Origin of the sequence: Arthrobacter sp. 24S4-2 (assembly GCF_005280255.1) — a bacterium.
Taxonomy (GTDB): domain Bacteria; phylum Actinomycetota; class Actinomycetes; order Actinomycetales; family Micrococcaceae; genus Arthrobacter.
On record NZ_CP040018.1, the window covers coordinates 1,344,114 to 1,365,041 of the forward strand.

Below are 20,928 nucleotides of genomic sequence, written 5' to 3' on the forward strand. Positions count from 1 at the left end.
CCGGGTAGGTGCGACTGGCCCCCTGACTCACCGCCCGCCGTCGTGCCTCAGTACCTCCGGCAGCTCCTCCACATAGACCGTCTGCGGCGGCTCAAAGTAGATCACCAGCACCTCCTCGCCCACCGCAAACTCACTGGCCCTGTCGAACGGGTGGGCGTGGAAGGCCATGGTGCCCCCAAGGTAGGGCAGCATGACCTCGCCGATGGTGCCGGGGCCGATGCGTCCCGTCACGCGCCCGATTTTCCCGGTGAGGCTGCGGTCGACGTCTTTATGCATCTGGGGCTTTCGCGGGGCGCTTGCCTTCCCGGCTGTTCTTCAGGGCCGAGGACAGGGCGGGCAGATAGTCGCCCACCTGGGCGAGGATCCCGCCGAGCATCTTGTTGACGCCTTCGCCGCCGTTCAGTACGGTCATCTGGCCCACGTGGGAGAACGGTTCGGCTGCCGCCGCGATGATGGCGGGCATGTTCTCAGCGAGCTGCTGTGAAATGACGGCGTCCTGGTTGGTCCCGAGTGCCTCGGCCCGGGCCTTGATGCCCTCGGCTTCGGCCAGCGCCTTCGCCTTGATGGCCGACGCCGCAGCGTCACCGCGTGCTCTGGTGGCTGCGGCCTCAGCCTCACCGGTGACTTTGGTGGCGCCAGCCGCGGCCGCAGCGGCGGTGGCGTTCGCCTGGGCCTGCAGTTCCGTGCGCCGTGCGTTGACCTGGGCCTCGAGTTCCGTTCGACGGGCCAGTGCCTCGGCGGCACTGATGTCGGCGGCCTTCTGGCCTTCCGCGTCCGTCCGCTTGGCATAAGCCTTGGCGTCCGCCGGCTTGCGGATGGTGGTCTGGAGCTTCTGCTCTTCGCGGTCCGCCTCAAGCTTGGCCACCTCGGTCTCCTGGACCACCACCTGCTGCCGCGCCGTTGCGTCCGCCAGCGGGCCGGCCTGGGCCGCGTTGGCCTTGGCCCGTTCGGCATTGGCCTGCGCCACCGACTGCCGGATGGCCGACACGCTCTGCGCGTCCGCAATCAGCGCGGCCGCCTCCGCTTCCTTCTCGGCGGCCTCACGGTTCCTGGTGGCCTCGGCGATGCGGGCCTCCATCTTCACCTGGGCGATATGCGGCTTGGCGATGTTCTGGATGTACCCCGTGGGGTCCTGAAGGTCCTTGATCTGGAGCGAATCCACCACAAGGCCCAGCTTCTCCATTTCCACGCCGCTGGCGCTGCGGACCTGCGACCCGAGCTTGTCCCGTTCGCGGATGATTTCTTCCATGGTCATGCTGCCGATGATCGAGCGCAGGTGGCCCTCAAAGACGTTGTACACCTGGCTTTCCATTTTCGGTTGCTGGCCCAGAAAACGCCTGGCGGCATTTGCAATGAAGGGCGGGGCATCGCCGATTTTGTAAATAACAACACCCTCCACAATCACCTGGATGCCTTGCGAGGTAACACACGAAACTTTCAGCTCAGTTTCATTCAGGGTCAGCGACAACGTGCGCACTGTCTGCAGCCCCGGAAATACCAGCGCGCCCTTGCCCGTGACGATCTTGAAGTCCATTCCGGCCCGTGTTTCCAAGGTTCCGCGGGTGAGGCCGGAGATGATGAGGGCCTCGTTGGGTTCAGCCACTTTCCACATCAGTTTTATTGCCACCCAAATAAAGCCAACGACAAGGATTGCGCCTATGAGGGCTGCAATAAGCGGGAAGAATGCTGATAAGTCCGGCATGGCCAGATCCTTTCACGGTTGTGCAACAGGCATCGCGGTGAAGCCCCAATTAATGCAGCTGCACATTTCCTGCCGGCTCAAATGCGGGTAATTCGGGCCTGCCGGGCCAGCTGTTGTAGACAGTCTGATTGGCCCCTGCCCAAGAGTCCAGAGTCTGGCCGATATTTGCCTGCGGCAACGGCATTGACGCACGACGGCGGCGCTCGGCTCGCGCGGCCGGGGACAGGTTGGTGGCTTTGGCTGCCGGCCCACCGTGCCGGCCCACGAAAAAGCCGCTCCCTCAGTTTGGGGTCTGAGGGAGCGGCGGCTTATTCGGGTGGGACCTCAAGTGCCCGTCCGCGCTTGGTCAGTGGGCGGGCTCGGCAACCGGGTGGGCGGCAATCACCAGGTGGTCGCGGCCCAGGTTCCCTAGGGCCGAGGCACCCTGCGGCGACCCGAGCTCCTCGAAGAACTCCACGTTTGCCAGGACGTAATCGGCCCACGCATCCGGCACATCGTCCGAGTAGTAGATCGCCTCCACCGGGCACACCGGATCGCAGGCGCCGCAGTCCACGCATTCGGACGGGTGGATGTAGAGCGAGCGTTCACCCTCGTAGATGCAGTCCACCGGGCATTCCTCGATGCACGCCTTGTCCTTCACATCCACGCACGGCTGCGCGATCACGTAGGTCATGGCGTGCTACACACCGGTGTAGATGGTCTTGCCCCAGGTAAAGAAGTCCAGCGCGGACTTCCCCTGTTCGCGGAAGGTATTGGTGGAGGAGTCCTTCACGCCGCCGAACGGCACGTTCAGGTCCAGTCCAGCGGTGGGCCGGTTGACCTTGACCACGCCCGCCTGGGCGCGGGCCGCGAAGTCCGTGGCGCGTGCCAGGGAATCGGTGCAGATGCCGGCTGTGAGGCCGTAGCGCGAGTTGTTGATCGCGGCGAGCCCGGCCTCGTAGTCGGCCACTTCGAGGACAGCCACCACGGGGCCGAAGATCTCCTCGGTGACTGCGGCGTCGTCGGACGGGAGATCGGTGAGCACAGCGGCGGGGAAGAAGAACCCGGCGTCCGGGTCGCCGTCGTACTCGCCGTGCAGCAGGGTGACGCCGCGTTCGACGGCGGTACGCACCGCTGCCTGGTTCTGCTCGAACTGCTGCCCGCTCACCACGGCGCCCATCCGGGCGCCGGTGTCGAGGCCGTCACCGGTGCTGTAGGCTGCGGCCTCCTCGGTGAGCGCCTCAAGGAAGGCGGCACGGACGCCCGGGGTGACGTAAACGCGGGACGTCGCGGTGCAGGCCTGGCCGGTGAGGCCGAACGCGCCGGCTGCCACCACCTGGGCGGCCTTGCGGGCATCGGCGTCGTCGAGGACCAGGACGCCGTTCTTGCCGCCCATTTCCAGCTGGACGCGGGCGCGGCGGGCGTTGAGGATCTCCTGCAGGCCCAGCCCCACGTTGGTGGAGCCGGTGAACGAGAGCCCGGCGATGCGCGGGTCGCGGGCCAGGGCGTCGCCCACCACGCGTCCCTTGCCGTGCACCATGTTGAACACGCCGGCGGGGAGGCCGGCGTCGTGCAGGGCGCGTGCCAGGTGGGTGGCGGACAGCGGGGTGAGCTCGGCCGGCTTGATGACCACGGCGTTGCCGCTGATCAGGGCGGGAGCGGATTTCCAGGCCGGGATGGCGATGGGGAAGTTCCACGGCGTGATGAGCCCGACGACGCCCAGCGGTTCGCGGCGGGTGGTGATGGTGGTGTCCGGCAGGCCGCTGGACAGCACCTCGCCGGTGGCGGCCCAGCCGAGCGAGCCGAAGAAGCGCAGCACGTCCGAGGCGCGTTTGACCTCGCCCTTGGCCTCGGCGAGGGTCTTGCCTTCTTCGCGGACCAGGTCCTCGGCGATGGCGGTCTGGCGTTCGAGCAGCAGGTTTCCGGCGGTGATCAGGATGGCGCCGCGGGCCGGGGCGGGCATTGCAGCCCAGCCGGGCTGGGCTGTTGCGGCGGCGGTGATGGCGGCGTCGGTGTCCGCGGCGGTGCCGCTGGGGGAGAGGGCTGCGAGCTCGCCCGGGCGGGCCGGGTTCATCCGTTCGGTGTCGGCCTCGCCCAGCCATTCGCCGTTGATGAGGTGCCGGGCGGTGATGAGTTCGCGGTCGGTGGAGGTTGAGACGTCGGGGGCTGTGGAAGTCATGGTGTTCCTTCTGAAGAGTGAGGGGAGGCTACAGGCTGCGGATCAGGCCGCCGTCGCACCGCAGCGCGACGCCGGTGATGTACGACGCCGGGGCGCTGCACAGGAAGGCGGCGGCGGCGCCGAACTCCTCGGGTTCGCCGTAGCGGCGGGCGGGGATGGTCTTGCGGGATTCCAGCTGGATCTCCTCCAGCGTGGTGCCGCGTCGTTTGGCGGCGGCCTGGTCGAGTTCAGCCACGCGGTCCGTGGCGATCCGGCCGGGGAGCAGCATGTTAACGGTCACGGCATCCAGGGCCACTTCAGCGGCGAGGGTCTTGAGGTAGCCGGCGAGTGCGGCGCGCCCGGTGTTGGACACGGCCAGGTTGGGCAGCGGCGCCGCCACTCCGCTGGAGCCGACGGCGAGGATACGGCCCCAGCGCCGCTCCCGCATGCCCGGAAGCACCTGGGAGATCAGGGCATGGTGCGGCTTGACCAGCAGCTCGAAGGCCGCGGCGATGTCCTCGGAGCTGAGTGTCGCGGCGGCGCCCGGCTTGGGGCCGGGACCGTTCAGCACCAGGATGTCGATTGGGCCGAGGTCCGCCACCGTCTGTTCGACGGCGGACTCGATGCCTTCCGGCGTGGTGAGGTCCGCCTCGATGGCGATGGCACCGGTGCCATAGGCGGTGTGCAGGTCCGCGGCGATCTCCTTGGCGCGGTCGCGGCGGCGGCCGGTGACGGCCACGCGCACGCCCTCCGCGGACAACGCGCGGGCCACGGCCAGGCCCAGGCCTCCGGTGGAGGCGGCCACCAGGGCGGTCTTGCCGGCGATTCCCAGGTCCATCAGTAACTCCCTACAGGGGTTTGGTTGTTGGCATCATGTGCCGCTGATTCCAGCGCGGCTGCGGCTTCCCGCAGGTGCGTGAGCATGCCGTAGCGAAGCTTCTCCGGGAACGCCGCGGCCGGAGCCCGGACCCCCGAATCCTTGATGAGGCCGCGCTTCCGCAGGCATTCCTTGCGCACGGCCAGCGCGATTCTGGCCTGCTGCTCGAAGTTGATCAGCGGCAGGTACGGCAGCAACTGGTCACGTGCGGCCTCATAGCCGTCGCGCTGCCAGGACCGGACACAGGCGATCAGCGCCTCCGGGTAGGAGAATCCGGTCATGGCGCCGGCCGCGCCGGCCATGAGCTCGTCCAGCAGGCCCTGCCCGCCGAGCCCGCCGAAGACGGAAACCCCGATGGCGGCGGTCAGTTCCGCGACGGCCACGCTGGTGGGCGGGGCCTCGGCCTTCACCGCGACCACGAAGCTGCACCACTTCACCACGGAGATGAGGGCGGGAGTGCTGATGCTGACGCCGCTGGCCAGCGGATAGTCCTGCAGCACCACTTTCGCACCGGTGGCCCGGTGGATAGCATCCAGATGGGCGATCACCACTTCCGGCCGGGCGGAGTTGGCCTGCACCATCACGGCCGCCAGGCGCTCGCCAGCCACGGCCTGGGCTGCCTTGATCTCGTCGATGGCAGGGCGGGTGGCCAGTGCGGTGATGCCCACAACCAGCGGGAGGTCCGTGCATTCGACGGCGGTCTCAAGGACCTGGCGGCGCTCCTCTGCGGTGAGGGCCGCGGCTTCGCCGAACACACCCAGGACCGTCAACCCTGTGGCACCGATGGCCTCGTAGTGCTCCACGAGCTCGGACAGGCTGTCCAGGTCCACGTCCAGCGTGCTGCCTTGGAACGGCGTGGCCACCACACCCCAGACACCCGGCGCCAGGGACTCACGGGAATGGGACTCGCGTGCCTGGGTTTCGCAGGAATCCTTCCCGGGGCCGTCATTCAGTGATCCAGTCATTGAATCCTCCTCAAAATTGTTGGGCATCAGCGGCCCGGCCAGACCGGCGGCCGCTTTTCCTGGAAGGCGCGTACGCCTTCGGCCGAGTCCTCGCTGTCCAGTGCGGCCATGAGGGCCGGCAGCCGGAGGCCACGGGCCTCTTTGGCGGTGAGATGGCCGGTCTGCGTGACCATCTGCTTCACGGCGCGGACGGAGGTGGGGGCACAAACCACGATCTGGTCCACCCAGCGCTGCACCGCGGCGTCGAGCCCTTCTGCCGGGACCACCTCGTTCACCAGGCCCCTGGACTGCATCTCCGCGGCATCCGCCTTCCGGCCGGTGAGCAGCATGCCCATCGCCTGGGTGTGGGGGATGCGCCGCACCAGCTGGTGGATGCCGCCGTCGAGCGCCAAACGCCCCACGCGGGGTTCCGTCAGCCCGAACTTGGCGTTCTCCGATGCCACCACGATGTCCGCGCCGAGCACGATCTCCATGCCGCCGCCCAGGGCATAGCCGTTGACCCGGGCGATGACCGGTATGTCCAGGCTGGTGCGCAGGCTGAGCCCGCCGAACCCGTTCGGGTCCAGGCTGGCCCAGTATTCGAGGCCGGTCTTGTCCACGGCGGAGGCGGACATGTCCGCCCCGACGCAGAAGGCCCGGGTGCCGGCGCCGGTGATGACGACGGCACGAACGTCGGGGTCCTGCTCCAGCTGCTCCCAGATCTCGTTGAGCCGTGCCTGGGCGGTGCCGTCGACGGCGTTGAGCACGTGCTGCCGGTCGATCACCACCGTGGCCACGTGGTTCTCTATGGTCAGTGTGACCTGGTCCACTGCCTGTTCCACAACGGCCGTCACCGCAGCACCCCCAGCTGCTGCAGGCGCTCGATGGTCTCCTCATCGAAGCCGTTCTCCAGCAGGACCTCCACGTTGTGCTCGCCCAGGCGCGGCGCCACGCGCCGAACCGTGGGCGGGGTGGCGGAGAGCCGGATGGGCGCGTTGAGCATGCGCACCGTGCCGACGCCGGGGTGTTCGGCCTCCACGATCATGCCGTTGGCTTCGGTCTGCGCATCGGCCAGGGCCTGCTCCAGGGTGTGGACAGGTGCGTTGAGCAGCCCCTGGTCCTCCAGCTTGCCGGTCCAGTACTCGGTGGTGTTGGTGGCAATGCGCTCGCGGAAGATGGCCTGCAGGGCCGGCTTGTGCTGGAACTGCTGCCTCAGGTCGGCGAACTCGGGCCGGAGCGTGAGGTCCTCGTCCAGGCCGAGTGCCTCGGAGATGCGGGCCAGCGGGTCCGGGGTGAAGCCGCCCACCATGCACACGGCGCCGTCGGTGGTTTCGAACACTCCGCTCAGGGGCATGGCGCCCCAGTTGACCTCGTAGCCGCGGTTGAGCTGCATGCAGGCCTCCTGCATCTGCAGGTGCAGCATGGAGTCGTACATGGTCACCTCCACCTTCTGGCCGACGCCGGAAGTTTCCCGGGTGCGCAGCGCCAGCAGGATGCCCTGCATGAGGTGCATGCCCGTGATGTAGTCGCACAGCGTGGTGGGGTAGATCGAGGGTTTCTGGTCGTCCGATTCCCGCCGCCACATCACGCCCGAGTAGGCCTGGGCGATCGCGTCCTGGCCGCCCTTGTGGGAGTACGGGCCCACCGGGCCGAAGCCTGTGCCGGAGGCCCAGATGATGCCCGGGTTCTCCGCCTTGAGCTCCTCGTAGCCGAACCCCATCCGCTCCATCACGCCGGAGCGGAAGTTGCTGACCACCACGTCCGCGTCCGCCATGATGGCGTGCAGGACATTCCGGCCTTCCTCGGTGCGGGTATCGATTGAGATACTGCGCTTGTTCCGGTTGATGGACAGGAAGATCGGGTTGTCCTGGCCGTCCTTGTCCGGGAAGGAGTTGCGCGAGATATCCCCGGCGCCCGGGCGTTCCACCTTGATGATGTCCGCGCCGTAGTCGCCCAGGAGCTGGGTGCAGGACGGGCCCATGAATACCTGCGTGAAGTCCACGATCTTGATGCCGTGGAGGGGGAGCGGGGTGCCGACGGGCTGGACATCGCTCTGGGCATCGGTCTGGGGGACGGCAGCGGCGGCGGGCGCCGCCGTCGTGCGTGCCTGTTCCGTCCGTTCCTCAGTCACGGTGCTCATGCCGGAACCGCCGCGTCGGCGTCCACGGTGGCGTTCGACGACGGGACGTCGCCCGGGTCGGCGCCGTGCCGGCGCATGCCCTGCTGGATGTCCAGCGCGGACACGTCGCGGACCAGGACGCCGTTCCCGACGGCGAGGGCTGCGGCAACGCCGACGGCCTGGCCCATGGCCATGCAGGGCGGGATCTCGCGGGACATCTTCTGCGCCTCGGGGGTGGCGGAGTAGTGGCGGCCCGCCACCAGGAGCTGGTCCACTTCCTTGGGCAGCAGCGAGCGATACGGGTAGTAGTAGTCGCGGCCGCGGGCCACGGTGTCCGCGAAGTGCCGGCGCTGCGTGACGTCGTCCTTGGTCATGACGTACTCGCCCTGCAGCAGGCGCGTCTGGCGGACGCCCATCTGGGAGGCGACGTCCAGCATGTAGCAGTTCTCGAAGCCGGGGAGGTTGGCGCGGACGTAGTCCACAGCCTCGGAGATCCGGTCCCGGGCGGCGAACTCCGCGGCCGTCATGTCCGCCGGGTCCACGCCGTCGAAGCCGGTCATGTGCGGGGCGTTGCACCAGACCACGCCGTCGATGGGGGTCTTGAGCCACCACAGTTCCCAGGCGCCGCCGAGGAGGCGCTTGATCTTGCGGTTGATGGCGCGGGCTTCCTTCGGGTTGGCCTGCTCGAACGCCTCGGCTGCGTCCGTGTCCACGTTGCCCAGGCGGAAGACGAGCGTGGTGAGGTAGTTGTCCTTGGCGTAGCTGGCGCCGGCCCGGGAGGCGACGTCGATGTCGCCGGTGGTGTCGATGACGATGTCCGCCATGAACGCCTGCGGGCCCAGCTTGGTCTCGCAGATGACGCCCTTGATCACGCCGTTGTCCACGATGGGGCGGGAGAACCAGGAGTGCAGGCGCAGGTCCACGCCGGCCTCGCGGACCAGGTCGTTGGAGACGCGCTTCCAGCCGTCCGGATCGAACGCAGCGGCGTAGCAGATGGGCTTGGGATTGGTGTGGGAGTGGAAGTCGAAGGTGCCGTAGCGGCCCCACTTGTTCCAGAGTTCCTCGGAGGTCTTGCGGTCATCGGCCGGGGGGACGACGGCGAGGCCCAGCCTCTGCAGGCGCTCGACGTATTCGGACACGATGCCGGTAACGGTGATTTCCTGGCCGTTGATCATGTCGTCGAGCACCAGGACCATGCCGCCGGAGGCAAGGCCACCGAGGGATGAGTAGCGTTCCAGCAGGGTGACAGTGGCGCCGGAGCGGGCTGCGGTGACGGCTGCGGCCACACCTGCGGGGCCACCGCCCACCACGAGGACGTTCGAACGGGAGATGACCGGGGCGGTGAGGTCCGCCGTCGTGGTGGCAAGTTCCAGCGAGGACGTTGTTTCAAGCGAGTTCATGGGAGGGATCCTTAGTTTCCGACGAAGAGGCCGCTGCGGCGACGGGCGGCGAGGTAGAAGACGATGCTGAGGATGGACAGGACGGCCACGTAGACCGGGAAGACCCAGCTGAGGTTCATGGACTGGAGCCAGACCAGGAGGTAGGACGCCGTGCCGCCGAACAGGGCAACGCCGATGCCGTAGCCGAGGGCCACGCCGGTGCCGCGGCAGTTCTTGGGCATCAGGGACGTGCTGACCACGTTGTAGAGGGTCATGTTCAGGACCAGGACCACGGAGCCGCCCAGGAGGACTGCAGCGAAGCCGCCGATGCCGGGCTGGACGTACATGAGCATGAGGAACACGGACGGGATGGCCAGGATGCGGGTGATCAGGAACCAGCGCGACATGGACTTGCCGTCGGCCAGCTTGCCGATGATCCAGCTGCCCAGCACCAGGACGACGCCGAGGATGGTGGTCAGGGCGAACACTGCCGTGGGATCTTCCTTGAACCCGCTGCGTGCCGCGCTGGGCAGGCCCACGTTCCAGGCGTAGTTGTACGCCTGGGCTGCGCCGACGACGAAGATGATAGCCAGGACGGACAGCCAGTGCTTGCGGACTCCGGTCCAGACGGCGCCGGGGGTGTTGGTGGCCATTTCCTCGGGCTTGAGGGTTTCGGGCAGGGCGCGGCGGAGGTAGACAACGACGAAGCCGAAGGCCGCACCGATGATGAACGGTACGCGCCAGCCCCAGTCGGCCATGGCCGCACCGCCGAGGGTGAGGCTGCAGAGGAAGCTGACCAGCGAGGCGAGCAGGATGCCGATGTTGACGTAGAAGGACATGATGCCGGCCACATAGCCTTCGCGGCCTTCCGGAACCAGTTCCACGGCGTGCGAAGTGGAGAGCGGGGCTTCGATGCCGGTGGAGATGCCCTGCAGGACGCGGCACGCGACGAGGATGATGCCGGCCCAGGCACCGATCTGCTGGTAGCTCGGGCAGACGGCGATGACCAGGGTGGTGCCGGCCATCAGCATGATCGACAGCAGCATCACGCGGCGGCGGCCGATGCGGTCCGCCAAGGTGCCGAGCAGGATGCCGCCGAGCGGCCGGAACGCGAAGCCGACGGCGAACACGGCCAGGGCGTTCAGCGTGGCGGAGAGGGGATCGGTGTTGGGGAAGAAGTTGGGGCCGATGAAGGCGGAGAGGAGGCCGAAGACCATCCAGTCGTACCATTCGAGGGCGTTGCCCAGGCCCAGTCCCAGCAGGCCCTTGCGGACGGCCGGGGTGAGTTTTTCGGGTGTGCGGGTTGGTGCGGGGGCGTGACTACTTTGTCTGTCCCTCGGGGGTCTGTCGCTTGTGTGTCGAGCATGGAAGTGTCCTTACGCTTACGCCGTAGTGGGCGTGGGAGGGTATGACGCATCGATGTCTTGGGGGGCAGGACGGAAGATGCGAAGGATGCAAGGACTGTCGGCGGGCATGGTTTCAGGCCCGGACAGTGATGAGACGGTAAGTGCCGGTTGGGGTCGGCGGATTACCACGCGTGTGGTGCGTTAACCCAGATCGCTACGCATACCTCTTCGTAGCTGTTCTTGTACCAGTGCGGGATCTCCGATGAATATGTGATCGAATCACCCTCGCTGAGGCTGTGGCAGACGCCGTCAAGGTAGACGTCTTTACGGCCTGAGACGATGTAGCAGAACTCCTCGCCGCTGTGGCTAAAGGGATTTGAGCTGGTGTCGTGTCCGGGCGGGGTCATGATCCACTGGGCTTCGATGCCGCCGTTGAGGCCGGGGGTGAGCAGCTCGTGCACTGCTTCGCCAACGGATTCGCGGGTGACGCCCTTGAGGTTGCGCCGTTCGGATTTGCGGACCACGGGGGACTTGGAGGCTTCCTGTCCGATGAAGAATTTCCCCACCGGAATGTCCAGGCCGTGGGCCAGTTGCGCCAGGGTGGTGAAGGATGGGTTGGCCATGCCGCGCTCGATCTGGCTGACGATCGCCTGGCTGAGGCCGGTAATGTCCGAGAGCTTGGCCAGGGTCATGCCTTTTTCCTTGCGCATGGACCGCACCTTGTTGCCGACCGTAACCAGCAGGGCGCTGGTGGCGGGCGGGGCGGGGGTGGTGCTCTCGGTGGTCATTGGCGTATCTTTCACTGGGTGACCTGACTCACACAACTATAGTGAAGATTTTTAGCGAGTCAATGATTCTTCTTCATTAAATTGAAAATCATTACAGGAATGAAGATTCGTGAGTGGTTCCGGCGGCCGCAGCGCCCACGGGGTTGCCCATCCGAGCTGCCCACCCGCCGTCGGGCCTTAACGCAAAAAAGCTGGTGCAGCCGCCTGCGACTTCACAGGACAACTGCACCAACCGGTGGTTAAAACATTTCAGATTGCTATGAAGCGTTCCTCATTAGCGGCTCCTTATGTCCCGGCTAAGGCGATCCGGGCTACGGGCGGTCCTCGGCCAGATGCCGCGAAAGGATCCAGCCGACGCCAATCATCAGCACACCCAGCACCATGTGGGTCCAGTTATCCATCGTGTTCAGCGACAGGAAATTAGCTGCCGATCCCACTCCGACACTGAGCCCGAAGATGCTGAGGACGATGTACAGCGCACCAAAGCCCATGAGGAAGTTCCGGGCGCCCATTCCACTGCGGGACATTGCCCAGCCTGTTGCGCCGATGACCAGCTGCACGATGTTGAGCAGCATGGACACCTGGAACAGGTTCAGGAACATGGCGTGCGAATCAGGCCCAAGGAACCTCAGTTCGCTGTACTGCTGGGTAATGCCCGGGATGAACCCCAGAACACCCACCAACATAAGGACAATACCTGCACCCATGCCAACGTTTTGAACGTCAGTACGTCCAAAGTGAACGCCATGTGCATGTGGGGATGCGGTAGTCATTTTTCTGCCTCCAACCACTGATTGCGGACATTCCAATTTTACGGCCCAGTAATGAAAAAAGCGCCGGGGATGGGGACTTCTGCCCAGCGACAGAACCGCCCTGTTCTGCTGGACTGGCAGGACCATGCGCCCTTCACAATTGATGCTCCGAACCCTCGTGGCCACCGTCATGCTGCTGCTCGGCGCCGGCTGCAGCGTGGCCGTTCCGGCCAGCCAGGCCCCCGCCGTGGGGGCGCTGAAGATGCAGGACCCCGCAAGGCCGGCGGCGCCCACAGCCGGTTCCCGTCCGCTGAACGCCCGACCCCTGAACAGGGCCGAACAGCTCCTGCCCAAGGTCAACGCGCAGCCGTGGCAGGCGCCGCTGCCGGTGGTGGTGCAGTCCGCCAGCAAGGACATGCAGTGCTCCATCGGCGCGGACGCGGCGGCCTGCCACTTCCTCACCGACGTCGCGCCCCGGCCCGGGGACATCAAGGGCCAATGCACCGGGCTCAGCGAATACTTTGGCGGCTATGCGGTGGTGACGCTCGACGGCGGCGCCCAGTACGGGCTGTGCGGCAACGGAACGTCCCCCATGGAGGCGGAGGAAGTGGCCGGGCCGGCATTCCCGGGGCCGTGGATCCAGGACGGCCAGACGGTGCGGCTGGGCAACATGGTGTGCGAACGTGCTCCGGGCGCCATGACCTGCGCGCATCTTCGGACAGGGCACGGCTTCATGATCAGCAGGGACAACTATGAGCTCTGGTAACTCCCGGATTTGAGCCTGTCGCAGACGGGCACCGGCCGCCTCCCGTGACACCATGGAACACGATGAAACTGCGCGCTGATCAGACCGGAGAAACTGGCATTCCCATGCCCTTGTGGCTGCAGGGAGCGCTCGAGTCGGCGCAGGCTGCGGTGATTTCCGCCCTGGTGGTGCTGGCGCCCATCGTGGCGGTCTGGGCCACGGCCGGTTTCCGGAACAACGACTTCGACGCCCTGGCCAGGCTCGGCGGCCAGGCCTGGCTGCTGATCCACGGCGTGCCCCTGCATCTGACAATGGTGGCGGGGGAGGCCGCAGCGCAGACCGAGTCGGGAACGCTGTCGCTGATCCCGCTGGGCCTCACGCTCATACCGTTCCTGCTCGCATGGCGCGCCGGCCGACGGCTGGCCCGGGCGTCCTACACCGACCAGCTCTGGCAGGCGTTGCTGGGTTCCTGGCTTGTGTACGGCAGCTTCGGCCTGGCCACGGGCTTCGTCTGCCGCACGGACGACGTCGCCATCCACCTCTGGGTCGCCGGGCTGATGCCGCTGGTTCCGTTCGGCCTGGGCATGGTGGTGGGCGCCCGGCGCGAAGCCGGGTCCTGGAGTCGCCTCATTGGCGTCGACGCCGTGGACTGGCTCGCCCGGACCAGCCAGCATTCCCGCTGGGCCGGTTCCTACCTGGGCTCCTCCATCAAGGCAGGCTTTGTGGCTCTGATGGCCGCTTTCACCATGTCCGCGGCGCTGCTGGCGGTGGATCTGTTTATCCACTGGGACCGGGTGATCGCCGTGTATGAAGGGCTCGACGCCGGCGCCATGGGCGGTGCCGTACTCACCATCGCGCAGCTCGGCTTCCTGCCGAACCTGGCGGTCTTTGCGCTCGCCTGGACCTCCGGGGCCGGCTTCGCCCTGGGAATCGGATCCCAGGCCGGACCCCTTGGAACCGCCGTTGGCCCGCTGCCCTCCATCCCGGTGTTCGCCGCGCTGCCGTCCGGCTCGCTCGACTACGGCTTCGTGGCGCTCGTTGTGCCCGTTCTGGCCGGCGTCCTGGCAGGCTGGTGGTTCCTTCGCGAAGGCGAAAACCACTTTGACGAATGGCTGTCGATCAAGGTCCGGTCCCGCTGGTTCACGGCGTCGGCCTCGACTGTCGTCCTTGGCGCGATCATCGGGGTGGCGGCAGGACTGATGGCCGCTGGCCTTGCCTGGATGGCGCGCGGATCGGCCGGGATCGGCCGTCTCACGGACATCGGCCCCGACCCGCTTGGCACCGCGCTGTGGGTGGCCGCGGAGGTGGGCATCGGCGTCGTCATCGGGTACGCGGCGGGACCCTGGCTGGAACGCCAGCAGAAGCTGCGCGAAGCTGACCTGGAAGCGGCCCAGCCGTAGGTCTGGGCATCGCTTTCGGCCAGCCGGCCCGGCCGGACAGCAGGACCCGGGGCCGGCTTAGCGGAGCTGGGCGGGGAGGGATTTCTCCAGCTGGGTCTGGCACTGGGCCATGGCCTGCTGGGTGAGTGCGGAGCGTGAGCACTGCTGGAAGTCCCGCATCTGGGTGAAGAACGCCGCGGAAACCAGGAGCAGCAGCACCATCACCGCAGTCACCACCAGCCCCGAGATGGTCCCGAAGAGCACCAGCTTTGATTCCTTCAGGCGGATGGCGCGGACCAGGACCATGACGCCCACCGCAATGCCCGCCGCCGTGAGGATGGCAGTGAGCCACAGGTAGTTCAGGTCCAGCTGGTAGACGAAAAACGCGCCCAGCACGGCCACAATGAAGATGCGGAACAGGTTGCGCGTCTTCAGCTGTGACGTTTTCGCGGCCTCGCTGAGGGGCTGCTGGAGACCGGCGGGGTCCTTCGGGGGGTTCATGTTTTCAAGCCTACGCGAGCCGCCCATAAGCTAGAGCCATGCGCATCGTAGTCCTAGTGTCCGGTACCGGCTCCAACCTCCAGGCAGTCATTGACGCCGTCAAGGCGGGAGAGCTGGACGTGGAAATTGCCGCTGTCGGCGCCGACCGGCCGGGGACCTACGGCGTTGAGCGGTCGGCTGCGGCCGGCATTCCCACGTTCGTGGTGGACTTCAAGGCTTACGCGGACCGTGGCGACTGGAACGCCGCTCTGACCGAAGCTGTGGCCGCGTATCGGCCGGACGTGGTGGTGTCCTCTGGCTTCATGCGGATTGTCAGCCCGGAGTTCATCGACGCGTTCGACGGCAAATACCTCAACACCCACCCCGCGCTGCTGCCGGCGTTCCCCGGAGCGCACGGGGTGCGCGATGCCATGGCCTACGGCGTGAAGGTCACCGGCTGCACCGTGCACTGGGCCGACGCTGGCGTGGACACCGGCCCCATCATCGCCCAGGAAGCCGTTGCCATCCGCGACGACGACACCGAGGACACCCTGCACGAGCGCATCAAGGTGGTGGAGCGCAGGCTCCTGGTCTCGACCCTGGCGCAGCTCGGCGCCGCGTAGCCTCCGACCTCCCGCCCCTCCCGCACCGTTCCTTCCCAACTAGGTAGCAGCAGGTGTCGTTTTGGCGGCTCAAAACGACACCTGCTGCTACCTAGTTGGGCTGTGTGCGCTTAGGCCTGTGGATAACTTCCTCGCCCCCGCACAATATTTGCCACGATGGGGCGATGAAGACCCCGCAGCCGCTGCCGGAACCACTCAGTTCCGCAGCGTTCACGTACCAGGAAGCGGTCGACGCCGGTGTGACCCGCCGCCGCTTGCGTCACCGTTCGCTGTCCGCGCCAAGCCGCGGAATCAGGCAGCCGGGGCAAAGCGACGGCACCGGACTGCTGCCGCAAGTCCGACCCGTCACCTTGGTCACCGAATTCTCGGCCGCGTCCCACGCCACCGCGTTCACACTTTGGTCGTTTCCGGGCTTCCTGCCGGGCACTGACGAGACGATCATTCACATTTCCCGTCCGGACACGTTGGCAATCCCCAGACGAACCGGCGTACGGGGGCATCGCGGTCAGTTCTTTGGAGACGAAATTGTCGCTCTCCACGGACTGCTGGTCACCTCGAGGATACGGACATGGCTGGACTGCGCTCGGAAAATGAGCATTGATGAACTGACCGTGGTCGCGGACTACCTGCTGAGAATTCCCAGGCCGGATTTCGAGGGGCGGGCTGAGCCACACGCCACGCGTGAACAACTCGAGGACATGCTGGACCGACACAAAGGAACACCCGGCATTCGGAAGGCCCGGCTTGCCCTGGAACAGGCCCGGGTAGGAGCCGATTCAGCACCGGAGACCCGTCTTCGGCTGGCACTGGAAAACGCCGGTCTGCCCGAACCGAAACTGAACGTGCCCACAGAGCTGCATGCCGGCGTCGTGCGTCAACCGGATCTGAGCTATCCGGAACGCAAAGTGGCGGTGGAGTACGAAGGCGAGGGCCATTCCGAGGCAGCGCAGATCGTCAAGGACATCGCCCGCGAAGACGATTTCGCCCGCGCAGGGTGGACCCTCGTGCGGATCTCCAAGCGCCACATGGAGAACAACGCACGCCCTGCGGTAGCGAAGGTCCGCTCCGCGCTCCTCAGCCGCGGGTGGTTACCCAAGTAAGTAGCAGCAGGTGTCGTTTTGGGGGCTCAAAACGACACCTGCTGCTACCTAGTTGGGAAGGGGAGGGAGCCGCTTACGTCAGCGTGCGCTGCTTGGTCTCTGGGGAGAAGAACGCCATCCACAGCACTGACAGCAGGACCAGCCCGCCGGCCAGGGCGAAGGACGTCGCCAGGCCAAGCTGCGGCCATAGGATCGAAGCGAAAATCAGCGGTCCGAAGCCCGCCCCAGCCGCGAGAACGTCGACGCCCAGCCGAAGCCCGTGCCGCGCAGGTCCGTGGGATAAAGCTCAGAGACGTACGTATACAGCACCGGAATGGCCACCTGCACGATGAAGCCGAACACCAGGAGCCAGAACACCGCGGCGGACGGGATATCCACCACAAACGCCACAATCACCAGGGTCAGTGCGGACAGCGGCCCGGTGATCGCCAGGATCCACTTGCGCCCCATCCGTTCCACCAGCACAGCGGCCACCACCACGCCCAGGAGCCCGACGGCGGCCATGGACGCCGTGGTGATGAACGCCTTGTAGTCCTCGAATCCGGCGCCGATCAGGATCCGCGGCATCCACGTCAGGGACAGGTAGTAGACCAGCAGGATGCTGAAGAACAAGGACCACGCAGCGGCGGTGATCTTCCAGTTGAACCTCCAGACGCGGACCAGCTGGAGCCAGGCGCTGCCGGCGGAGAGCCGCGGTGCATCCTGCGCGTCCGGGAGGCTGTAGGCGCGGGGCTCGGCGCCTGTGGCCATGACCAGGTCGTCAATCACCTTTGCGGCCTCGTCTCGGCGGCCCTTGCGGATGAGGAAGAGCGGCGACTCAGGCACGCCGCGCCGCACCCAGAACACCAGCAGGGCCGGCAGCACCATCACCAGCATGGTCAGCCGCCAATCGGCGAAGGCGGCAACGAGCCAGGCGGAGATAAACCCGCACAAGGCAGCGCCCACAGGCCACCAGCCATCCATTGCCGTGAGGACCTTGCCGCGCTGCTTCCGCGGCGTGAATTCACCCACCAAGGCATAGTCCACCGGGATGCACCCGCCCAGGCCGAAACCGGCCATGAAACGGAACACACAGAACCAGATGAAATCGGGGGAGAAGGCGCCCAGGACCGTGAAGAGGGAGAAGATCAGCAAGGTGGCCGTGAAGGCCTTCTTGCGTCCGATGGTGTCCGCGATGGTGCCCCAGGCGAACGCGCCCAGGGCCATGCCAATGAGGTTCGCCGTGCCGATCCAGGCAGCATCGCCGGGGGAGAGCGCCCAGTGCTTGGACAGCAGCGGAATGAGGATCCCGTTGAGCGTCACGTCCCACGCGTCGAACATGAAACCCAGGCCGCCGATCACGAAGATCCGCCCCTGGACTTTCCATCGCCACGGCAGTTCCTGGACCACCTGTTCGCCGCTGGGCACAGTGGTGTAAGTATTCATCTCGGCCTCCTGAGGAAACTTTACGTTGCACGGCCGGGTCCGTGCGCAGCCTTCACGGTGCGTGCGCAGCCTTCACAGTCGGGCGCGCAGGGAGGGCAGCCCGCAGGACACGATAAACTGGCCACATCCCCACCAACCGCGGCACCAACCGTGTCAAAAGACGGAGACCTTTGTGAGCTTTACGCAGCTAGACCGTGTTCCCATCCGCCGAGCCCTGATCTCGGTCTACGACAAGACCGGTCTGGAGGAGCTCGCCAAGGGCCTGCACGAAGCCGGCGTCAAGATCGTCTCCACCGGCTCCACCGCCAAGAAGATCGCCGCCGCGGGCATCCCAGTGCAGGAAGTCGAGGAAGTCACCGGCTCCCCGGAGATGCTGGACGGCCGCGTCAAGACGCTCCACCCTCGCGTCCACGGCGGCATCCTGGCCGACCGCCGCGTCCCTGCCCACATGGAAACGCTGGCCGGCATGGAGATCGAGGCCTTCGACCTCGTCGTCGTGAACCTGTACCCGTTCGTCGAGACCGTCAAGTCCGGTGCCGCGCAGGACGACGTCGTGGAACAGATCGACATCGGAGGCCCCGCCATGGTGCGTTCCGCAGCGAAGAACCATGCCGCCGTCGCCATTGTGGTGGACCCCACGTTCTACGGCGACGTTGTCCGCGCCGCCGTTGAAGGTGGCTTCGACCTGAAGACCCGCCAGCGCCTGGCTGCCAAGGCCTTCGCGCACACCGCCACCTACGACAACGCGGTTGCCACCTGGACCGCCAGCCAGTTCCTCGATGAGGACGGCGACGGCATGATCGACTGGCCAGCCTACGCCGGCCTCGCGCTGGAACGCTCCGAGGTTCTCCGCTACGGCGAAAACCCGCACCAGCAGGCCGCACTGTACGTGGACAAGGCCGCTCCGGCCGGCATCGCCCAGGCGGACCAGGTCCACGGCAAGGCGATGAGCTACAACAACTTCGTTGACGCCGACGCCGCCCTCCGGGCCGCATTCGATTTCGCCGAGCCGGCCGTGGCCATCATCAAGCACGCCAACCCGTGCGGCGTGGCCGTCGGTTCCGCCGACGCCGCGGACCCCATCGCGGACGCCCACGCCAAGGCCCACGCCTGCGACCCCGTCTCCGCATTCGGTGGTGTCATTGCAGCCAACCGCACGGTGACTGCCGGGATGGCGAACACTGTCGCCGGCATCTTTACCGAAGTGGTCATCGCCCCGGACTTCGAGCCGGAAGCCGTGGAAATCCTCTCCAAGAAGAAGAACATCCGGCTGCTTGCCCTGCCCGAAGGCTATGACCGGTACCCGGCCGAAATGCGCCAGGTCTCCGGCGGCGTGCTGGTCCAGGTCACGGACAAGGTGGACGCCGACGGCGACGACCCCGCCAACTGGACCCTTGCCGCCGGTGAAGCCGCTGACGCCGCCACGCTGGCTGACCTCGCGTTTGCCTGGACCGCCTGCCGTGCCGCCAAGTCCAACGCGATCCTGCTGGCCGATCACGGAGCCGCGGTCGGCATCGGCATGGGCCAGGTGAACCGGCTCGATTCCTGCAAGCTGGCCGTGGAACGCGCCAACACTCTCGGCGTGACGGTGGACTCCGACAGTGCTGTTGGGGGCGATGCCCCCGGCGGTGCCTCCAACACCGTTGCCAGCGGCGCCCCGCAGCGTGCCCGCGGTGCCGTGGCAGCCTCCGATGCATTCTTCCCGTTCGCTGACGGCCTGCAGATCCTGATCGACGCCGGCGTCCGTGCCGTGGTCCAGCCCGGCGGTTCCGTCCGGGACGACGAGGTCATCGCCGCGGCCAACGCCGCGGGCATCACCATGTACTTCACCGGTGCGCGCCACTTCTTCCACTAGCACCTGCTGACCACGTACGACGGCGACCGCCCCCGAAAAGGGACGGTCGCCGTCGTCGTTAATTCAGTTAGCCCTCTTCGGTTCCGGCGTCCGCGTCAGCGCCGGGTTCCGTGTCAGGTGCCCCGTCAGGTTCCGGAAGCCGAACCTCCCGCGGTTTCGCTCCGGCCATCCGTTCAGGGGTCCAGTAGGCGATGATCTCCTCCGGGGCCTGGCTGATGTCGCTGTGGCTCACGCCCTCATCTCCGGGATCCTGGTTGTCAGTTCGCTGATGATGCATTCGAGTACGCCTGCTGGATGACCGAGCCCCAGTACGGTCCGTACATGACCTCGGACCGGCTGCCGTAGCCATAGCTGTTGATCGAGTTCTGATAGCCGCTGGAATCGGTGCCGATGAACCAGGGACCGCCGGAGGAACCGCCGGTCATGTCGCACGGGATGCCCTGGGTCTGGAACTGCGGGCTGTACGGATCATTGCTTGCCGGTCCGGTGCAACTCACCAGGGATGCGCCGTTGAACGGGGAGGCGGCGGGGTAGCCGTAGGACTTGTAGGCCAGGCCGCGGGCGGCGTTGAACTGGACACCCGAAGCACCCACGACGTCGGCCAGGTTCTGGCCGTTGAGCTGGGATACGACGGCGAAGCCGGTGTCGTACTGCATGTCACCGGCGGAGCTCCACTGGGTGGGGGTGTACAGGGCTTTCGCGGCCCATTTGCCGTAGGGTGCGGCGCCGTCCAGGTACGCCGGAACAAAGACGAAGTTGGTGGCGAATGCGCCCGGACCCTCGTTGACGCAGTGGCCGGCCGTGGACACGGTGCTCTTGTTGTTGGAGACCACGGAGTTGCCCGAGCAGACGTAGTTGCTGCCGCCCATCGTGAAGAAGACCTTGCCGATGTGGGACACCGGACTTTCGTCGGCATGCAGCGGAGTCTTGCCCCTGCCTGACTTGCCGGCAATCCTGGTGCTGGAGCCCTTTTCCACCGCCGCGGCTGACGAGGCGTTGCCGCGCTGGAGGGCCTTGCTGGCCAATACGTCGCCGGGGACGGCCGTGCGCATCCGGTCGGCCGTCCAGTAGTTGGCGGCACTGCTGCTGTCCACCGACTGGGCGGCAACCTGCCCGTCCCCTGTGATGATGCGGGTGCGGCGGTTGCCCCGCCGGCTGCGCAGACGGCAAGCAGTGCCGCGGCGGAGAGGCTCAGGAGGCTGGTGGCCAGAGTCTTCGTATTCGTCATGGTTGTCCTAACCAGAAGTGATGCGGCGGCCTCAGATGGTGGCCGCCGC

General features: G+C 66.6%; 19 protein-coding genes and 2 pseudogenes. 5 read left to right on the forward strand and 16 right to left on the reverse strand.

Annotated features, from left to right (window positions below):
- Positions 1-27: 27 nt before the first annotated feature.
- The 12 genes from FCN77_RS06300 to FCN77_RS06355 form a co-directional block, all read right to left on the reverse strand.
- Positions 28-276 carry a hypothetical protein gene (locus FCN77_RS06300; RefSeq protein WP_137321577.1) on the reverse strand — a complete coding sequence of 83 codons (249 nt, stop codon included), beginning with the start codon at positions 274-276 and terminating at the stop codon, positions 28-30.
- Positions 269-1,702, reverse strand: coding sequence for a flotillin family protein (locus FCN77_RS06305; RefSeq protein WP_137321578.1), 1,434 nt, complete (start codon positions 1,700-1,702; stop codon positions 269-271). Before FCN77_RS06305 ends, FCN77_RS06300 begins: the two co-directional genes overlap by 8 nt.
- A gap of 346 nt (positions 1,703-2,048) precedes the next feature.
- Complete coding sequence (gene fdxA / locus FCN77_RS06310; RefSeq protein ID WP_137321579.1) at positions 2,049-2,375, reverse strand: ferredoxin; 327 nt, start codon at positions 2,373-2,375, stop codon at positions 2,049-2,051.
- A gap of 6 nt (positions 2,376-2,381) precedes the next feature.
- Positions 2,382-3,860, reverse strand: a complete 1,479-nt coding sequence (locus FCN77_RS06315; RefSeq protein ID WP_137321580.1) for an aldehyde dehydrogenase family protein — start codon at positions 3,858-3,860, stop codon at positions 2,382-2,384.
- Positions 3,861-3,888: 28 nt separating this feature from the next.
- A complete protein-coding gene (locus FCN77_RS06320) occupies positions 3,889-4,677 on the reverse strand; it encodes an SDR family oxidoreductase (protein ID WP_137321581.1) in 789 nt (262 codons plus the stop codon).
- The gene (locus FCN77_RS06325) at positions 4,677-5,681 is read right to left on the reverse strand and encodes a dihydrodipicolinate synthase family protein (RefSeq protein ID WP_137321582.1); all 1,005 of its coding nucleotides are present in this window, start codon (positions 5,679-5,681) and stop codon (positions 4,677-4,679) included. The genes FCN77_RS06320 and FCN77_RS06325 overlap by 1 nt, the downstream gene beginning before the upstream one ends.
- Before the next feature lie 26 nt (positions 5,682-5,707).
- Positions 5,708-6,514 (reverse strand): enoyl-CoA hydratase-related protein, encoded by an 807-nt coding sequence (locus FCN77_RS06330; protein ID WP_137321583.1) that lies wholly within the window; start codon positions 6,512-6,514, stop codon positions 5,708-5,710.
- On the reverse strand, positions 6,511-7,800 hold the full coding sequence (locus tag FCN77_RS06335; RefSeq protein ID WP_137321584.1) for a CaiB/BaiF CoA-transferase family protein: 1,290 nt from the start codon (positions 7,798-7,800) through the stop codon (positions 6,511-6,513). Before FCN77_RS06335 ends, FCN77_RS06330 begins: the two co-directional genes overlap by 4 nt.
- A complete protein-coding gene (locus FCN77_RS06340) occupies positions 7,797-9,179 on the reverse strand; it encodes an FAD-dependent oxidoreductase (RefSeq protein WP_137321585.1) in 1,383 nt (460 codons plus the stop codon). Before FCN77_RS06340 ends, FCN77_RS06335 begins: the two co-directional genes overlap by 4 nt.
- An 11-nt stretch (positions 9,180-9,190) precedes the next feature.
- Entirely contained in the window at positions 9,191-10,375 is a 1,185-nt protein-coding gene (locus FCN77_RS06345; protein ID WP_254678882.1) for an MFS transporter, read from the reverse strand.
- Between the two features lie 311 nt (positions 10,376-10,686).
- Positions 10,687-11,292 (reverse strand): helix-turn-helix domain-containing protein, encoded by a 606-nt coding sequence (locus tag FCN77_RS06350; protein WP_137321587.1) that lies wholly within the window; start codon positions 11,290-11,292, stop codon positions 10,687-10,689.
- Positions 11,293-11,603: 311 nt separating this feature from the next.
- The gene (locus FCN77_RS06355; RefSeq protein WP_137321588.1) at positions 11,604-12,065 is read right to left on the reverse strand and encodes a DUF4383 domain-containing protein; all 462 of its coding nucleotides are present in this window, start codon (positions 12,063-12,065) and stop codon (positions 11,604-11,606) included.
- Between the two features lie 142 nt (positions 12,066-12,207).
- Here FCN77_RS06355 and FCN77_RS06360 point away from each other — a divergent pair, with 142 nt between their 5' ends.
- Both FCN77_RS06360 and FCN77_RS06365 read left to right on the forward strand, forming a co-directional pair.
- Positions 12,208-12,810: a hypothetical protein gene (locus tag FCN77_RS06360; protein WP_217496242.1), complete on the forward strand. Its 603-nt coding sequence runs from the start codon at positions 12,208-12,210 to the stop codon at positions 12,808-12,810.
- Between the two features lie 62 nt (positions 12,811-12,872).
- The gene (locus FCN77_RS06365; RefSeq protein ID WP_137321590.1) at positions 12,873-14,189 is read left to right on the forward strand and encodes a DUF6350 family protein; all 1,317 of its coding nucleotides are present in this window, start codon (positions 12,873-12,875) and stop codon (positions 14,187-14,189) included.
- A gap of 57 nt (positions 14,190-14,246) precedes the next feature.
- Here FCN77_RS06365 and FCN77_RS06370 read toward each other — a convergent pair whose 3' ends face one another.
- Positions 14,247-14,669 (reverse strand): hypothetical protein, encoded by a 423-nt coding sequence (locus FCN77_RS06370; RefSeq protein ID WP_175417169.1) that lies wholly within the window; start codon positions 14,667-14,669, stop codon positions 14,247-14,249.
- Positions 14,670-14,707: 38 nt separating this feature from the next.
- Here FCN77_RS06370 and purN point away from each other — a divergent pair, with 38 nt between their 5' ends.
- Positions 14,708-15,271 carry a phosphoribosylglycinamide formyltransferase gene (gene purN, locus FCN77_RS06375; protein WP_137321592.1) on the forward strand — a complete coding sequence of 188 codons (564 nt, stop codon included), beginning with the start codon at positions 14,708-14,710 and terminating at the stop codon, positions 15,269-15,271.
- A 590-nt stretch (positions 15,272-15,861) separates the two neighbouring features.
- Positions 15,862-16,371 carry an endonuclease domain-containing protein gene (locus FCN77_RS26665; RefSeq protein ID WP_254678883.1) on the forward strand — a complete coding sequence of 170 codons (510 nt, stop codon included), beginning with the start codon at positions 15,862-15,864 and terminating at the stop codon, positions 16,369-16,371.
- A 73-nt stretch (positions 16,372-16,444) separates the two neighbouring features.
- Here the strand turns inward: FCN77_RS26665 and FCN77_RS06385 are convergent.
- Positions 16,445-17,796, reverse strand: a pseudogene (locus tag FCN77_RS06385) (MFS transporter).
- A gap of 172 nt (positions 17,797-17,968) precedes the next feature.
- Here FCN77_RS06385 and purH point away from each other — a divergent pair.
- Positions 17,969-19,651, forward strand: a complete 1,683-nt coding sequence (gene purH / locus FCN77_RS06390) for a bifunctional phosphoribosylaminoimidazolecarboxamide formyltransferase/IMP cyclohydrolase (RefSeq protein WP_137321594.1) — start codon at positions 17,969-17,971, stop codon at positions 19,649-19,651.
- A gap of 67 nt (positions 19,652-19,718) precedes the next feature.
- Here purH and FCN77_RS06395 read toward each other — a convergent pair whose 3' ends face one another.
- Together FCN77_RS06395 and FCN77_RS06400 are read right to left on the reverse strand one after the other, a co-directional pair.
- On the reverse strand, positions 19,719-19,928 hold the full coding sequence (locus FCN77_RS06395; protein ID WP_137321595.1) for a hypothetical protein: 210 nt from the start codon (positions 19,926-19,928) through the stop codon (positions 19,719-19,721).
- Positions 19,909-20,879: pseudogene (locus FCN77_RS06400) on the reverse strand (serine protease). Before FCN77_RS06400 ends, FCN77_RS06395 begins: the two are co-directional and overlap by 20 nt.
- Between the last annotated feature and the right edge of the window lie 49 nt (positions 20,880-20,928).

Coding starts and splice junctions, on each gene's coding strand:
- FCN77_RS06340 (WP_137321585.1), bottom strand. CDS start 9,179: ATGAACTCGCTTGAAACAACGTCCTCGCTGGAACTTGCCACCACGACG.
- purN (WP_137321592.1), top strand. CDS start 14,708: ATGCGCATCGTAGTCCTAGTGTCCGGTACCGGCTCCAACCTCCAGGCA.
- FCN77_RS26665 (WP_254678883.1), top strand. CDS start 15,862: ATGAGCATTGATGAACTGACCGTGGTCGCGGACTACCTGCTGAGAATT.
- FCN77_RS06315 (WP_137321580.1), bottom strand. CDS start 3,860: ATGACTTCCACAGCCCCCGACGTCTCAACCTCCACCGACCGCGAACTC.
- FCN77_RS06305 (WP_137321578.1), bottom strand. CDS start 1,702: ATGCCGGACTTATCAGCATTCTTCCCGCTTATTGCAGCCCTCATAGGC.
- FCN77_RS06355 (WP_137321588.1), bottom strand. CDS start 12,065: ATGACTACCGCATCCCCACATGCACATGGCGTTCACTTTGGACGTACT.
- FCN77_RS06335 (WP_137321584.1), bottom strand. CDS start 7,800: ATGAGCACCGTGACTGAGGAACGGACGGAACAGGCACGCACGACGGCG.
- FCN77_RS06365 (WP_137321590.1), top strand. CDS start 12,873: ATGAAACTGCGCGCTGATCAGACCGGAGAAACTGGCATTCCCATGCCC.
- FCN77_RS06325 (WP_137321582.1), bottom strand. CDS start 5,681: ATGACTGGATCACTGAATGACGGCCCCGGGAAGGATTCCTGCGAAACC.
- fdxA (WP_137321579.1), bottom strand. CDS start 2,375: ATGACCTACGTGATCGCGCAGCCGTGCGTGGATGTGAAGGACAAGGCG.
- FCN77_RS06300 (WP_137321577.1), bottom strand. CDS start 276: ATGCATAAAGACGTCGACCGCAGCCTCACCGGGAAAATCGGGCGCGTG.
- FCN77_RS06320 (WP_137321581.1), bottom strand. CDS start 4,677: ATGGACCTGGGAATCGCCGGCAAGACCGCCCTGGTGGCCGCCTCCACC.
- FCN77_RS06395 (WP_137321595.1), bottom strand. CDS start 19,928: ATGCATCATCAGCGAACTGACAACCAGGATCCCGGAGATGAGGGCGTG.
- FCN77_RS06370 (WP_175417169.1), bottom strand. CDS start 14,669: ATGAACCCCCCGAAGGACCCCGCCGGTCTCCAGCAGCCCCTCAGCGAG.
- FCN77_RS06350 (WP_137321587.1), bottom strand. CDS start 11,292: ATGACCACCGAGAGCACCACCCCCGCCCCGCCCGCCACCAGCGCCCTG.
- FCN77_RS06345 (WP_254678882.1), bottom strand. CDS start 10,375: ATGGTCTTCGGCCTCCTCTCCGCCTTCATCGGCCCCAACTTCTTCCCC.
- FCN77_RS06360 (WP_217496242.1), top strand. CDS start 12,208: ATGCTCCGAACCCTCGTGGCCACCGTCATGCTGCTGCTCGGCGCCGGC.